We start from the raw sequence: 15,584 nt of genomic DNA, 5'->3' as shown, positions 1-15,584 counted from the left end.
GGCCTCCACAAAAGCCGGGGCGATTCACGGGCCCGGCGATGAAGGATGTTCATTGGCCGGCCCTAAAAGGCTATCTGTCGAACAGCAAGGGCTGGAATAAAGATGCCATTGCATCCATTGACGAAAGCTCGTCAGAGGTAGTCTCGCTGCTCGCCAACCCCAAGAGCGAGAGCTTCCGCCATCGAGGCCTGGTCGTCGGGTATGTTCAGTCCGGTAAGACGGCAAACATGACGGCTGTGATCGCCAAGGCCGTGGATGCTGGGTACAACCTGATTGTCTTACTGGGCGGGGTGACGAACAAGCTGCGCGCTCAAACTCAGCGACGCATAGAGAACGACATCGTCAATCGCCATCGACCGCTGTGGCAGCTCTACACCACCGAGAAAGATGACGGTGATTTCACCTACCCAATGAATGGCTCGTTCACCATGCCTGTCGAGGGGCGTGCACAGCTCGTTGTGATGAAGAAGGTCACGTCGCGACTGGAGACATTCCGTAAGACGATCGTGGACGACAAGGGCAAACCGAAGACACCGCTAGCGATCCTCCGGCAGCTGAAGGTGTTGCTGATTGATGATGAATGCGACCAAGCCTCGGTCAATTCTTCAGACAACGATTACGATATGACCCGGATCAACGCCGAGATCCGCAAGATTCTCAAAGCACTGCCGTCGGTCTCATACGTGGGCTATACGGCGACTCCATTTGCCAACGTATTTATCGATCCATATCCACTGAATCAGAACGACCTAGACGATCTTTACCCAGAAGACTTCATCACCGCACTGCCCAGAACAGAAGGGTACTTCGGCGCGCGCGAGGTGTTTGGTTTCGGCCCGGACAACCCCGACAATCCAGAATCTCCTGAAGAAGCCGGCAGGAACATGATTCGCAACGTCCCGACAGAGAAGTTGGGTAAGTTGCGTCCTGCTCGCGCAGGCGATAAGGACACCTTCCATCCTCAGATGACCGACGAACTGGAGAAAGCCACCCTCTGGTTCTTGCTCAGCTGCGCGATCCGGCGTGCTCGAGGCCAACAAGACAAGCATATGACCATGCTTGTCCACACCTCCCCTTACATTATCCAGCACACCAGAATGGCCAAGCTTTTAGAAGGCTGGATCAAAGAGAACCAAGACGCACTGATCAGCAAGTCCGGTGATCTGCACAACAAAATGAATCAGCTGCTCCAAGAAGAATCGAGTCTGGTTCCATTCGAATACAAAGATGCTTACTCATTAGACGATCTGATTCCCCATCTTAGTAGCGTACTGGATGCCTTGGAGTTTGCTGTCGAGAATGGCGAGAGTCTGGAACGGCTGGACTTCACCAAAGAACCGAAGGTCTACATCGTCGTCGGCGGCACAGTTCTGGCCCGTGGCCTTACCCTAGAAGGATTGTCAGTGTCCTTCTTCCTGCGCACTTCCATGCAGTACGACACACTACTGCAGATGGGCCGCTGGTTCGGCTACAGGCAGGGCTATGAAGATCTGCCCCGTCTCTGGACTACTGCAGAATTGGCTTCGAACTTCAGAGCGCTCGCTCGCATTGAGGAGGAGATCCGCGAAGACATCAGCACTTATCAGAAGGACAATGTGACGCCGAAAGAATTCGCGGTTCGGGTCCGTGCCATCCCAGGGATGGCAATCACCGCAGCATCCAAGATGCGACACGCCTATCGCAGCAACATCAGCTTCGAAGGTCGCCACGTGCAGACCATTCGCTTCGACCATCAGAGCCACAGTAAAGTCGCGGGAAACTGGGATGCAGCCGTCGCTTTCATTAATGAAATTTCGGGCGAACGGGTGATTGAGGAGCAAAACAAGCGCAAGCGCTGGCTCGTTCGAGACGTATCCCTCAAGGAGATTCGCAAATTCCTGCTCGCATATGACATCAGCGAGCACCACATGGACTTGAAGAAGGATCTCCTGCTCGGTTATATCGACCAAGCATCAGATAGCCTTCGACAATGGAACGTCGGCATCATCACCCCGAGCGGGGAAAATATTTCTGCAAAGCCTCTGGGCGTTCTTGGCACAGTAAACGCAGCTCGTCGTTCTCAGTTGCCTGGAAACGAAAGAGGGTATGCCGACATCAAGGCTCTGATGTCGAAGAGCGACATCCTCATCGACGCCGACCCTTCCAGTGCCACCACCTCAGATGATAAAGGCTGGTCTGGATACAAAGAGCGGCGCCCGAATATCCCTCTACTGCTGCTTTATGTAATCGATGGGAAGTCGAAAAAACAATCGGATAATCGTGCCGACCTCGATGCCGTTGGCGATCTGATCGGTATCGGCATTGTCTTCCCAGGCACCCAGGATCAGGCCGGTGACTACTTCTCGGTCGAACTGGACGCCCCAGTCCCAGAGCAGGCTGGTTCGGAAGAAGAAGCACTCGCCGAGGCCCTAGCAGAGGCGCTTGATGACTAAACGTGCCATCGAACGCTGGAAGAGGCTGAACGCAACCGGTGCTGGTGACGGAGTAATCGAAGTCCCCAGCATCGACTCCGGCATAACGACAGGCTTCGGCAAGGCGCGATACGCGATCGGTCCCCAAGGGCAGCCGCGCCTTCTGATTCCTGTTGCAGTAAGTGCCTCGCTAAAAAGCCTCTCGTCCACCTCGAAGCTCCAAGTAACGACGTCGAATTTCAACGTCGCCGGAAAAAGGGCATTGTTCATCGACATCATGTCCCTAGATCGCTCTCTGGACCTAGTGTTCGCTGAGCTAGCAGAGGAAATTCTGCGACGGATTACCGAAGGCCATGCTCCCCTCAAAGCCGTGGTCGAGGCCATTGACGACTTCAGGGAGCTTCTTAGGGAACAGTCTCGTGACGAGATCCCCGACATCAAGATCCAAGGCCTAATCGGCGAACTGGAAATTCTAAGACGCCTGGCCAGCTACAACACGGCTGCCGCAGAAGTCTGGACCGGCCCCCACGAATTGCGTCATGACTTTCGACGGGACGTCCACGCACTGGAGGTGAAGACCTCCGGCCGCTCCGACGCGACCAGAGTGGCCATTCACGGCATTGATCAACTGGACCCACCTGCCGGAGGCACCCTGCACCTGGCCCACATTCGTCTGGAGCGAGTAGAGAAAGGCCCCCTTTCCGTGAGAGTCCTCTTTGACGACCTCATCAAACTCGGTGTCGATAAAGGCTCAATAAAAAAAGGGCTTGAAGCGCTGGAGTGTGCCGATCCGCACTCGCCAGAGTGGAATCGCCTCACCTTCACCCTAGAAGGAACGACGCTCTACGTTATTACGGATGGCTTTCCCCGGATTGTCAGCTCCAGCTTCGTGGCAGGGGCCATTCCAGCTGGTGTGTTCGCCTTGGAATACTGGGTTGATCTCAGCCATTCGAAATCCTTCGAGCTCTCCCCCCTTGATAGTGAGACAGCACTCAAAAGGATTGCTGGATGACACGACTGGAACTTTTCAGCGAACCGTTCGCCAAGACAGGAAACATAGCTGCAGACGGGTTCAAGCGGCTCCTAGGGAGCCCTGCCCAAGATCTGCTTCAGACCGTCCTCCGAGAGTCCATTCAGAACAGCATTGATGCTGCTCGAATGGGACACGGCCCCTCCCTGCAGATTCGCTTGAGAACGCTGACAGCCGAACAGTGCAGCGCACTCAAAGACCGGGTGCTAGGTGATCTTCCTCAAGACGATCAGACCCGTGAGGACATAGTCGCAGCAATCAACAAGCAGAACCTCAAGGTCTTGGAGATCTGCGACTTCAATTCCACGGGGCTTGGCGGTCCGACCTCGGGAGATGTGGCATCGGACGGTGAAGAGTCCCTCGACTTCGTCAACTTCCTGCGAAACGTGGGGGTCGCTCGCGATACGCATCACGGCGGCGGCACTTACGGTTACGGCAAAACCTCGCTGTACGCGATGAGCGCCTGCTCAACCATCCTAGTCGACAGCCAGACCACCTGCGAGGGTCAGCCAATACGCAGATTCATGGGCTGCCACCTGGGTTCTGCTTTCGATGGAGACGCCGGCGATGGTAGGCGCAAGCGCTTCACTGGACGGCACTGGTGGGGAGTGAGCGACGGAGAAGGCGGTATTGACCCGTTGACGGAAGAGTCAGCCGCCACCACAGCAGCATCACTGGGAATGCCAGAGCGGGACATCAACAATACCGGAACCTCGATCATGATTCTCGCACCCCATCTTGAGGAAGGTGACGAGGCACGGCCTGTCGATCATTACATTCAGGAGATCATCCTGTGGAACTTCTGGCCCAGACTCACTGCTTCTACTCCTGAAGCAAAGAAGCTCAACATTCGAGTGGAAATCGAAGGTAATGAAGTGCCATTGCCAATTCCAGAAGAGTTCCCCCCGTTTGATCGCTTTGCAGCAGCCATGGCGGCTTATCGCGAAGATCGCGATGTAGAGATCATCAGGAGTGAACGCCCCAAGAAGAATCTCGGGAAGTTAGTTATTGCGAAGGGGCTCTGCGCTGCCCGTTCTGGAGCTGCGTTGGACAAGCTTTCTGTCATACCAAAGCAGGCCAGACATATAGCGCTAATGCGCCCTGTCGAGCTGATCGTGAAGTATGTAGAGGGCAACCCCTATCCTGACTCACGGTTCGAATGGGCCGGCGTCTTTATCTGCTCGGATGAAAATGACGTGGAGTCAGCCTTCGCGCTGTCCGAACCACCAGCTCATGACGACTGGATCCCGGACAATCTGCCTGACCGCAATGCAAAAACGTATGTCCGAGTTGCACTCAAGCGCATCGAATCAATCGCAAGCACTTACGCAACCCCGGTGTTGCAACCCAACGCCAACGCGGGCGAACGCGGCCCATCCCTCGCAAGCACAGCCACCCGCCTCGGCCGCTTGCTTGACTCCGTTTCAGGGAAGGGACCAGGCAAGCCAAAACCAGCACCGCGAAGCCCATCCAGGAGAAACGAACTCTTCATCTCTCCTGCACGCTTCATTCGCTTGAAAATCGACGAGCAGGGCCAACGCTGTGCCGTGTTCGAAGCAGACCTTCAGAATGATGAAGGCAATGATTCGCTTGAGCTTTTTGCTGAACCCCATCTGATTGCCGATGGAGCTAAAGCCGACGCAGGAGATCTTCCTTCGGGCTACGAAACAAGAGTCATCGAGATGTCACTCATAGAAACAGGCAAAACAATCAATGACTCGACTCTCATAGTGGGGATACAGAGCGGCATTGTCAGAGTTTCCGTCCTCAGTCCACCAGAAGCTGCCGTTGGCGTTCGCCTGCAATTCTTGAGCAGGGATAACCAATGAGCCGGATCGCCCTCCCCTTTCTAGCACTCTCGAACGAAGTGGTGAACTTCAGCGGCTGGGTGATTGGTCCACCGAATGAGCCGCTCTCTCCTGCTTCGGACATCTTGGAAAACTGGGACTACGAACAGGACATTCAGGTAAATGCCCATATCGCGATTGATTTCCCGAGAGCTGCAGAAATGCTGGAGATCGATCCCGGAACCCTCAGGCTTGCGGTGGTGATGGCTACGGGGACCGGAGCCGGAACCCTGCCACGCCGACTCGATCGCCTTCAAACCACGATCATTGACGCGGACAACACCTCCGTGGAGGTTGACGCGGTCGTACCCGGCAGAACGCTTTCAGGGCAACTTCAGCTGAGCCTTCGAATTCTCCTAGAGTCTCCCACCGATGCCGGGAACGCACTTTCGCCGAAACAGCGAGGAGCCCGTCTCTGGCAGAGCCAGAAAAACATCCTCATCGAAGACGGTGGCGACTCAAGATTCCCCATAGAACTTGCAAGCTTCTCCGACAGCTTCAAAGGCAGGCCGGAGCAACACGCCCCTTGGCTTGTGGAATGGAATCCGACAACCCTTGATGCTGACTTCAGCGGTAACGTCAGGCTCTACATCAACTCGGACAACGAGCACATAACCGAAAGGTTCGTAGAGGGAGATCCTCTGACGCTCCAGGTCATGGTCGCCGATGTGATGACGCAGATGATCGAGGCCGCACTAGCAAGCGAAGATGAAGCAGAGCTTGCCCAGTATGAGGAAGGCTCGATTGGCTATCAGGCCAGAGTCTGGATGGAAATGGCCTTCTCCGGCCAAAGCCTCGACAGCATTCGTCAAATGCACACCTACAAGCCTGGCAAGTTCAGGGCCTCGATCTTGGCCATTGCTGACTTTGGAGAAATGGAATGACGCGAGTTTCTCTCCTGCCACGCCTGAAGGCTCACGGCATCACCACCATCCTTGAACGTCTCAAGGAAGTACCTCCCGGCGGTAAGACTGGAATAGACCTGCTCAGTGAGTATGCATCGCTGAAATCCATCGCCCCGAGCGGTGGCGCCAGAGCTGATGCAGTTGCGGTCGACGTAGCGGTAGAGCTGAGACGAATCGCCCAGAGATCCGGCTTCCCCAACACCAACTCGCAATCAGCCAGATCGCAGTTTGATCAGGAGGCAGCGATCTATCTCGCGCAGAAGAAAGAGCTAAAGTCTGGCGAAGCCCTTCGCGACGATGTCTGGGCATTCATGGCGACAGTTCTCGCACCAGACGTTGTGGCATGGCGCTTTGCAGATAACTCCCGTGAACGGGTGGCCCGCTTTGCGGGAGGTGTTCGTAACGCTTTCCAGAGACTCTGGGTAAGGGGAACAATCTTGGACCGAGGCGATGAAGCCCCTGAGCGCTGGGAGCTCGTCAAGCAGCTCACTGAAGATGCGATGGTTCAGATATTCGAGCGTGCATCAATTGGCGGCAATCCCCCGCTGGCCAACGCAGTAGCAGAGTGCTGGCTCAGAACAGCAGAAAAGGTTGGACGCGGCCCAATGGAAGACATCATGCGCTCGGCCACAAAAGTTATTAGGGTAAAAAATCAGATTATTGACCTTGCATATCTCTCGCCTGAAGAACTAAAACGAGTCATTTCCCAAATCTTTGATATTGCTACGGCGGCTTGGGAAAATAGCAAAAACTGAACGTCTATTTTTTGAATAGACTATATTGCAGATTGAAAATTGCTTAGTGGTATTTATACAACCAAGATACACCGAGCAAAAATCCATTATCAGCATGGATTACTTACATCCTACGAATATAAATCAGTGAAAATCAAGTGGCAGTTAATCATCTTATTTCAAGTCGCCCCGGACTGGAACCTGCTTCTGCCTACCTCGATCTAGTGAACACCTTTCGGGGAAGTGACGTATAGCGACCAACAGAGTTACCTCTATTCCTCACCTCGTTCGACCATTTCTCTATTTGCATCATCGTACTCAGGGCTAACTTCCCCATTACTTGGGTCAACTCTGCCCGTGCGCAACCAAAGAGAATACTTGGGGTAGTGTTCGGCAATGAGATCTAACTCATTTGTTCGGAGATTTGCTCTCTTATCATAGCGAATGGTTTTACACCGCTCTTCCTTTATGCCAGTAGCAAGGCTTACCTCGCGGTGCCCCAACTTGGACATAAAATATCTCACTCTTTCCTGCGTTGATTCCATATTGATCTAAAAATGATCGTTGAATTATTCCACAAGCCACAGTAAGTGGTATTATTCAACAAGCCCTGTGGAAATATTCCACCCAGTAAAATTGGGTAGATGCCCGCGATTATAGGGGGTTCGCATGGAAGAGTCTGGAAAAGTGAGATTCACCGTCACAAAATCACTGGAGGAGATACCCCTCCTAACCGCATCAGTACTGACGTACGGTCTACGACAGCAACAGGCGGCCGCACACACCCTCCGAGCTGGAGGGTTAACTCATGCGTAAACATTTTCCCACCGCCTTGGTTGCCTGCGAATTCTCCGGCCGGGTCCGCGACGCGTTGACTCGCATCGGCTTTTACGCTGTCAGCTGTGACCTCTTGCCCACCGAGCAACCTGGGGAGCACTTCCAAGGCGACGTCTTGGGATTACTGGACTGGGGCTGGGATCTACTGATTGCACATCCACCTTGCACCGATCTTGCCACGTCTGGTGCCCGGTACTTTGCCGCAAAGATCGCTGACGGCCGGCAGAGACGCGCCTTGGATTTCGTCCGCGCCCTGATGGCTGCCCCCATCCACTTCAAGGCCCTAGAAAATCCCAAATCGGTCATCTCTAGCCATATTCGTAAGCCGGACCAGATCATCCAGCCCTGGATGTTCGGCCATGGCGAGCGAAAGGAAACTCATCTATGGCTACAGAACCTACCGAAACTGCACCCTACAGATATCGTCGCTGGTAGAGAACCAGTGGTCCATTATATGGCGCCTGGTCCGGATCGATGGAAGAACCGCAGTCGCACCTATCAAGGAATCGCGGATGCCATGGCTGAGCAATGGGGCCGTTACGTCCTTGAGCAACTGGGTTCGTCGGTCCCGGCAACTCTGGTCGAATCGCAACGACTGCCCTTGATCCAAGAATCCAGCCATGCCTTTTAATCCGCCCACCAATAGACGATGGGACCGAGAACCCTAACGCCTTTAGCTCTCTGACCATCCGCAGAAACGAAAAAGGCCCAAGTCTTTCGACTTGGGCCTTTTTCTAAATATGGTCGGGACGGAGTGATTCGAACACTCGACCCCTTGCACCCCATACAGGTAACAACCTGTTCAATCAGATTCAACCAAATCCAATAAACAATTGCAAAGGCCTTGATTTTACTGGCCTGCAGCCATTTCATCGTCCAAAATAGCACGATGTGATTCGAAGAAAGCCGATCTCAATTGGCAACGAATTGGCAACCAGAGAATCTCAATTGGCAACCAATTGGCAACGGGGAAGCTGACCATATGGCCAAGATCACAGACCGCCAGATGACGGCCAAACCCGGTGCGAACGATAAGTGGCTTAGCGAAGTCGCCATCTGGGGGCATGGCAGCCTGGTAGCTCGCATAACACCCAGCGGTGAGCGGCTCTTTTATTTCCGCTACACAAACAGCAGCAGTGAACGCATCACCTTCCCCATAGGCACGTACAGCCGCGATGGTAGCGAGGGCACAATGACCCTGGCAGAGGCAGGACAGCGAGCCAAGGAGCTAGCAGGACTCCACAAGTCTGGGGTAAGGGATATAAAAGAGCATTTAGAGGCCGAGGAAGCTGCTCGTGTGGCAGCTCGTGATGCTAAACTTGCACGGATTGCTGCGGAGCAAGCAGCGCTGGAGGAAGCCAAATCCCGACAGGCAGCCAGGAAAACCGTCCAAAATTTGTTCGATCACTGGGCCAATGTCGACCTAATCAACCGCAAGGACGGTGGTGCAGAAGTTCGCCGGATGTTCGAAAAGGATGTCTTGCCTTATCTCGGCAAGCTTGCAGTCGAAGACGTGAAAAAAGGTCACATCACGGAAGTTACTGATGCGCTGCTTGCGCGCGGCGTTAACCGAATGGCGAAGATGATCTTCAGCCTGATGCGACAGATGTTCAGATTCGCAGTAGACCGGGACCTAATTGATCACGACCCTACTTCGAGCATTCGCAAAGCTAAGATCGGAGGTAAAGAGGTCGAGCGTGATCGCGTTTTGAGCGAGGAAGAAATCCGCACATTAGCAAAGCTCGCCCCTGAGGCAGGTCTGCTTCCATCCTCAGAGGCTGCGATTTGGATTGCTCTATCGACCTGCTGCCGCATTGGTGAACTACTAAATGCTCGATGGGAAAATGTCGACCTCGAAAAAGCAAACTGGCATATCCCTGGTGAACAAAGCAAAAACGGTAAGGCCCACAACATAACCCTCTCACCTTTCGCTATACAGCACTTTAAGAGAGTCCTAGCATTCAGCTCCGACAGTCACTGGTGTTATCCCAACACCCAAAACAGCGGACCTGTATGTTCAAAAACGGTGACAAAGCAGCTTGGTGATCGGCAACGACTGCCGGATCAGGGGATTTTACGAAACAGAAGCGCCAACGCTCAGGCCCTACTTCTTCCCGGAGGAAAGTGGACTCCGCACGACTTGAGACGGACTGGCGCAACAATCATGACTTCCCTGGGCGTCCTGCCAGAAGTAGCAGAGCGCTGTCTTAACCACACCGAAGAAAACAAGGTTAAACGAACCTACCAACGCCATAGCTATGCTAAGGAAATGGCAGAGGCATGGCATATTCTTGGCAAGCACCTCGACCAATTAGTCAGCAAAGCGCAGTCGAACGCCAACTGAAATTTCCAAATCAAAGCAGACAGTACTCAGTAGAAAACTATATATAAAATCAAAACTACTTGACTAGCATAAAAAGGATAAGCTCAGTGTCAAACTTTCCTAAATCTCCTACCAGCATCAGCAGAGCCTCGATGCAAACAGTACTTACACAGACCAATCTGACACTTAGAAGCATTTTAAAAAACAACTGGCCGAAAGAACTAGAACGACATATTGACAAAGAAATATACGCACTCTCTAAGAACGAAAAAATAAAATGGTCGGATATCTCAAAATGCTGGAATCACGAATACAAAGAGAGCAAGAGAAGCATTTTTAAACTAAACTTCTTCTATGCCAAACTTTACTATTTATGCGCTACCAGCGCCCATGAAAAAGGCAAGATTGATGAAGCCTGGATCTTACTTTTTCACTCAGTCCACCTAATTGGTTTTCTAGAGGGTTACAAGCACCAAAAAGAAGAAAAACAATTTAAAGAAAAGCGTGCCTCAGATGGCGGGAAAGCATTAGCATCAAAGAAATCAAAATTAAAAGAAAAGATTAGCGAAATATTGAAAGAGCCCCCAACCAGAGGCTGGGGCAGTGAATCATCCATTGTAGATCACATACTGAACAATCAAGAATTTAAAGAGTTCATTACCAGTATTAAAGCTGAAGAAACCATAAAGGACATGAAAGAATTTATTACGTCTGAAGTGGTGTTTAATCCAAAAAACCAGAAGACACTTCAAAATCTCCGCTCGAAAACCACCACCCCACATGACAAAGAAAGTTAATCATCTAAAAACCATAGCCCACGCCTGAAATATCAACAAAACAAGTTTTACCGCGTCGAAAAATAGACACATACCCAGCCGAAACCAACTCATCCAGCGCCGGATTAAGCTTATCCTTCTTCCGGACACATTTAGGACCATAAATCAAAATGTCATTCTTTTTTATTTCAAGACAACCCGCTTGCCTTTCATCCTTCAGAAACCGCAAAAGCCTTGCAGCATTCACCTCAGCTTCAGGCGCCGGCATAAATATGCGATAGAACTCATCCGAACACCAAGTGCAATAGTCAATAGCGAACCTTAACGAAGCCAGAGATATTATTTCACTTTCGCCCTCGAAAATATGCACCAGCGCAGCAACTCTTGATATGTTATCTGCCAGCTTAGAGGCTAGATCTCCCGCACCTTCGAATCGCCCGCCAACTCTAATCCCCGCTTCTATTTCATTGAACATTTTGACCCATAGGTCAGCAGCTTCGGGAGAGAAGCTAATAGTCTGGCGTGCGCGCTTACCCTTTTTCAGCACATCAAAATTTAATTCAAGCAAAGCTTTAATTCGTTCTTCAAATTTTTTTCTGTGCTCCAGAGAAACTGTAGAATAATCAAACCCACGATAACCCTGAGTAGAAATGGGCTTGCCAACTAAAAATCGCGCCCACAATCCAGATCCACGAAGAATCTCACCATTGTCACTCACAAAACTACCAAATGCGGCTGGCTGGGTCATGAACGCAACCGTCAGCCGCGCATCGTTCAGCTCATAGCTTTCGGCCGTCTTCCGATCAACAGTTATTGGATCTCCGCCCCACAACGAATTCATCTTAGGAAGATCACGGAAAGCCTTATTTTTCAGATTTGCCTCAGTCGAGATTAATCCTGCTGATGGTATATTCTGGAACATTCCAAACATTAAGGCTTCTGAGGTTGTGTCGTCGTAAATCATTTTGAAGCGTCGCGGGCGCATTGGTTTTAGCTTGGCATGCTCAATAGCTTCCTCCTCCCAAAACAATGAAGACTCTTCTTCTCGGGTAGATTTGACTATGCACCTAAAAATTTCTTTATTTTTCATCTCCCATATACTTTGCTTAACCTCCCACACCCTAAGTTCTTCGGCAAAAGCTATATCCATTTCCCGTTGAAACTCGCGAATTGGGTCCAAGAAAAAATTACCCACCGAGGTTTTTCGCTCACCAGAATCAGCAATTGTAAGCAACATTAGAGAAGTTGGGGCAATCAGCCCAGTTGGCTTTAAAACATCATAAATACCCTGACAAGCAATAGCGATTGCTGCTAGTTCCGCTTGGAAAATCAGATCCCTGGGAGCCTTCATAATAAATTCAGCTTCATCCGTGACAGACTTCAGCAACGGCAATGACGTTAGGCTTGGAAAATCAGCACCAATTTTAGGTAGTATTCGGTAAAAGTACGTCATGCCCTAGCACCATTCATGGTGATCACTTTCCTAGATTGGATCCAGAAAATAATATCCGACTCCAACCAGCCCACAGCTCCGTGGCTGCATTTACCAGATAGCTTTATTGGTAAAGGAAATGTTGAGTCATAACGGGGTGACTTAGGGTTCATCCAGTCGTATATCGTGGATCTCGATATACCCAATCGATCAACCACCTTGCGCATTCTAAGAACACTATCAGGCCTGCACTCACCATCGACCTGCGTGTTTACAGCTTTGCCTTTCACCGCATATGCCCTCCTTACAAACGTAAGACAAATGCTATGTCCCTCGTCGCAGGCAAACATCAGGACTGCTTAAATAAAGCGAACAAATTTCAAGCAACACTATTGACTTTTTAATAATCAAACTAACAGATTGATTTAAAAGATATTTTTCCAGGACACCGAATGTGCTTAAATTTATTGTAAAATAATAAAGCACGCCTATTGACTTTCCGGACTCAACAAGAAAGAAAGCTCCATTGTGTTGCGAGAATTCTCGATATCCCCGGCTATTCCGGCTATTCCGGCTGAAAATAGCCGGAATAGCCGCTTTCGCTGGACCCCTTACCAGGGCTTTGGGTTGATTTTCGTAAAGGCTATTGTTCAAACCACTTGGGGTTTAACCTTGCTTAAGGTGTCGAGCGCTGCCGCAAAGCAGAAATTCGATTCGAAAAAATCTCAGCCACACATTACTGCCATGACATCAGCACCAAGGAGGTTCGCCCCATGTCATTGCAGTGCCCCCGCTGTCACTCACCCAAAGTCGCTTCTTTCCATCACGCCATGAAAGCCGGCGCTGCTATCGGCGCGGTCGGTGGTCTCGCACGCGGCGTCAGTGCTGCTCTGGCAGGCGGCAAGGCCGGCGCAGCGCTCGGCGTAATCGCCGGTCCTGTCGGTATCACACTCGGCTCGGTATCGGGCGCCATCCTCGGTGGCCTGGCCGGAAGCGTCGGTGGCTGCGCGCTCGGCGCTCAGCTTGGCGAATCGCTCGATCGCCATGTGCTGGCTCACAACCTCTGCCTGCTCTGCGGTCACCGTTTTAACCTGCCGGCCTGATCCGAATATCGCCCTCCTATTCCTTACACATCACTGATTGCCGGTGCTGCGCTCTGCGCGGCGCTTTATGCCGGCCTGCACCCAAAGGAAATTCGTTATGGCTCATCAAATCGAACAAATGGCCTACGTTGGCGCTACTCCGTGGCACGGCCTGGGTAACAACCTGCCGCAGAAACAGCCCATCGAAGTCTGGCAACGCGAAGCCGGTATGGACTGGCAGATCCTGGAAAGCCCAGTGCATTTCAAGTCGGATGCCATCGGCCATCTGGGCGCGATCCACTCGTTCCCCGAACAGAAGGTGCTCTACCGCTCGGACACCAAGGCACCGCTGTCGGTGGTCTCGCAGCGCTACCACACCGTGCAACCCAAGGATGTCCTGGAGTTCTACCGGGACCTGACCGAGGTCTCCGGCTACGAGCTGGAAACCGCCGGCGTGCTCAAAGGCGGTCGTAAGTTCTGGGCGCTGGCGCGTACCGGACAGGGCGCCGCACTCAAGGGCAACGACCATGTGAATGGCTATTTGCTGCTGGCGACTTCCTGCGACGGCACCCTGGCCACCACTGCAACACCAACCACCATCCGCGTGGTCTGCAACAACACGCTGACCATCGCCCTGAACGGCACCAGCCGAGCGATCAAGGTGCCGCACAACACTCGCTTCGATCCAAATCTGGTGAAGAAGCAGCTCGGTATCGCCGTCTCGCAATGGGACGACTTCATGTACCGCATGCGCCATCTGGCAGAGCGCAAGGTGCAGTGGCATGAGGCAATGGGCTTCTTTATGAACGTCATGTGCGAGGTCAGCCCGACAGGCCAGCTTCCTGAACAGCTGCCCAACGAGCGCGCCCTGCGCAGGGTTCAGGAACTGTACGAAGGCCGTGGCCGGGGCAGTCAGTTGGAATCGGCCAAAGGCACCGCCTGGGGCCTGCTCAATGCCGTGACCGAGTATGTCGATCATGAGCGTCGTGCGCGGAGCACCGAATATCGGCTGGATTCTGCCTGGTTCGGCCAAGGCGCACAGATCAAGCAACGCGCCCTGGATGCAGCGCTGCAACTCGCCGCCTAACCCGTCTCCCCACCTCAACCGTATCGCCCGGTCAGCTTCGTGCTGGCTGGGCGTTTTTATGTCTGCAGGAGAAGCATGATGAAAGCGACTTCATTGAACCGCAGTACCAGCAAACCCCGTCCGGCTTTGCGTCTGATCAGCACCAAGGAATTGCCACGCGAGGACTGGCTGCAGATTCGCAAGCAAGGCATCGGCAGTTCGGATGCCGCTGCTGCGGTAGGACTCAATCCGTATAAATCGCAGCTGGAACTCTGGATGGAGAAGACAGGCCGCGATGCCGGTATGCCCAAGGCTGATCCTCTGGATGAGGAAAGCCCGATGTACTGGGGCAACGTGCTGGAGCCCATCGTGGCCTGGCACTACAGCAAGCGCACGAAGAACAAGGTACGGCGCATCAACGCTGTGCTGCAGCATCCGGACCCGGAGCTGTCGTGGATGCTGGCCAACATCGACCGTGAGATTATCGGGGCCGACGATGTGCAGATCCTTGAATGCAAGACAGCCGGCATAAACGGGGCACGCCTCTGGAAAGATGGCGTGCCGGAGTATGTGCAGCTGCAGGTGATGCACCAGCTCGCCGTCACCGGCAAGCAGGCGGCGGATGTAGCAGTACTGCTGGGTGGTCAGTCGCTGGAGATCCATCGCATCGAGCGGGATGAGCAGATGATCGCTCGCCTGATCGAGCTGGAGCGCAAGTTCTGGCACTACGTGGAAACGGATACGCCACCACCGGCTGATGGCACCGCCTCCGCTGAATCAGCCCTGCGCTGCCTCTACCCGGAGGATAACGGTCAGGTCGTCGACTTCAGCGGACATGCCGGACTGGCCGCAGCCTTTATTGAACTGAAGGCCGTTCGCCAGTCGATTGCCGATAAGGAAAAGCGCGAGGCCGAGCTTAAGCAGATGTTGCAGCAAGCCATGGGCGATGCCAGTAGAGCGGAGTTTTCCAATGGCTACGTCAGTTGGCGCAAGGCCAAGGACAGCATCGGCCTCGATGTCGCTCAACTGCTCAAGGACAAGCCCTACCTGCAGGCCAAGTACCCGCTGCTGAAACCAGGTGCACGGCGCTTCCTGGTCGGCTGAAACCCAACGTTTACATCCCTTCCCTCCCTTGGCCAGA

At 52.8% G+C, this 15,584-nt stretch carries 13 protein-coding genes; 11 read left to right on the top strand and 2 right to left on the bottom strand.

What is annotated here, in order from left to right:
* The first annotated feature begins 38 nt into the window (after positions 1–38).
* The 8 genes from HSX14_RS10860 to HSX14_RS10825 all read left to right on the top strand — a co-directional run bounded on the left by HSX14_RS10860 (position 39) and on the right by HSX14_RS10825 (position 10,884).
* Positions 39–2,432: a Z1 domain-containing protein gene (locus HSX14_RS10860; protein ID WP_173178451.1), complete on the top strand. Its 2,394-nt coding sequence runs from the start codon at positions 39–41 to the stop codon at positions 2,430–2,432.
* On the top strand, positions 2,425–3,423 hold the full coding sequence (locus HSX14_RS10855) for a PD-(D/E)XK motif protein (RefSeq protein WP_173178450.1): 999 nt from the start codon (positions 2,425–2,427) through the stop codon (positions 3,421–3,423). Before HSX14_RS10860 ends, HSX14_RS10855 begins: the two co-directional genes overlap by 8 nt.
* Entirely contained in the window at positions 3,420–5,270 is a 1,851-nt protein-coding gene (locus HSX14_RS10850; protein ID WP_173178449.1) for a hypothetical protein, read from the top strand. Before HSX14_RS10855 ends, HSX14_RS10850 begins: the two co-directional genes overlap by 4 nt.
* Complete coding sequence (locus HSX14_RS10845) at positions 5,267–6,172, top strand: hypothetical protein (protein ID WP_173178448.1); 906 nt, start codon at positions 5,267–5,269, stop codon at positions 6,170–6,172. Before HSX14_RS10850 ends, HSX14_RS10845 begins: the two co-directional genes overlap by 4 nt.
* Positions 6,169–6,948 carry a DUF6339 family protein gene (locus HSX14_RS10840; protein WP_173178447.1) on the top strand — a complete coding sequence of 260 codons (780 nt, stop codon included), beginning with the start codon at positions 6,169–6,171 and terminating at the stop codon, positions 6,946–6,948. The genes HSX14_RS10845 and HSX14_RS10840 overlap by 4 nt, the downstream gene beginning before the upstream one ends.
* Positions 6,949–7,735: 787 nt before the next feature.
* The gene (locus HSX14_RS10835; protein WP_228723570.1) at positions 7,736–8,395 is read left to right on the top strand and encodes a DNA cytosine methyltransferase; all 660 of its coding nucleotides are present in this window, start codon (positions 7,736–7,738) and stop codon (positions 8,393–8,395) included.
* Positions 8,396–8,746: 351 nt separating this feature from the next.
* On the top strand, positions 8,747–10,108 hold the full coding sequence (locus tag HSX14_RS10830; protein ID WP_173178446.1) for a site-specific integrase: 1,362 nt from the start codon (positions 8,747–8,749) through the stop codon (positions 10,106–10,108).
* A gap of 131 nt (positions 10,109–10,239) precedes the next feature.
* Entirely contained in the window at positions 10,240–10,884 is a 645-nt protein-coding gene (locus tag HSX14_RS10825; RefSeq protein ID WP_173178445.1) for a hypothetical protein, read from the top strand.
* 4 nt (positions 10,885–10,888) lie between these two features.
* Here the strand turns inward: HSX14_RS10825 and HSX14_RS10820 are convergent, their stop codons facing one another.
* Both HSX14_RS10820 and HSX14_RS31155 read right to left on the bottom strand, forming a co-directional pair.
* Positions 10,889–12,316 carry a YfjI family protein gene (locus tag HSX14_RS10820; RefSeq protein WP_173178444.1) on the bottom strand — a complete coding sequence of 476 codons (1,428 nt, stop codon included), beginning with the start codon at positions 12,314–12,316 and terminating at the stop codon, positions 10,889–10,891.
* On the bottom strand, positions 12,313–12,522 hold the full coding sequence (locus HSX14_RS31155; RefSeq protein ID WP_228723616.1) for a helix-turn-helix transcriptional regulator: 210 nt from the start codon (positions 12,520–12,522) through the stop codon (positions 12,313–12,315). The genes HSX14_RS10820 and HSX14_RS31155 overlap by 4 nt, the downstream gene beginning before the upstream one ends.
* 546 nt (positions 12,523–13,068) lie before the next feature.
* Here HSX14_RS31155 and HSX14_RS10810 point away from each other — a divergent pair.
* The 3 genes from HSX14_RS10810 to HSX14_RS10800 all read left to right on the top strand — a co-directional run bounded on the left by HSX14_RS10810 (position 13,069) and on the right by HSX14_RS10800 (position 15,547).
* On the top strand, positions 13,069–13,398 hold the full coding sequence (locus HSX14_RS10810) for a hypothetical protein (protein ID WP_228723569.1): 330 nt from the start codon (positions 13,069–13,071) through the stop codon (positions 13,396–13,398).
* Between the two features lie 97 nt (positions 13,399–13,495).
* Positions 13,496–14,464, top strand: a complete 969-nt coding sequence (locus HSX14_RS10805; protein WP_173178442.1) for a DUF932 domain-containing protein — start codon at positions 13,496–13,498, stop codon at positions 14,462–14,464.
* A 78-nt stretch (positions 14,465–14,542) separates the two neighbouring features.
* Entirely contained in the window at positions 14,543–15,547 is a 1,005-nt protein-coding gene (locus tag HSX14_RS10800; RefSeq protein ID WP_173178441.1) for a YqaJ viral recombinase family nuclease, read from the top strand.
* Positions 15,548–15,584: the final 37 nt, after the last annotated feature.

It is taken from the genome of Pseudomonas tohonis, from assembly GCF_012767755.2.
GTDB lineage: Bacteria > Pseudomonadota > Gammaproteobacteria > Pseudomonadales > Pseudomonadaceae > Metapseudomonas > Metapseudomonas tohonis.
Note: the sequence above shows the minus strand (reverse complement) of the source record. Positions and strands in the feature narration are given on the sequence as shown.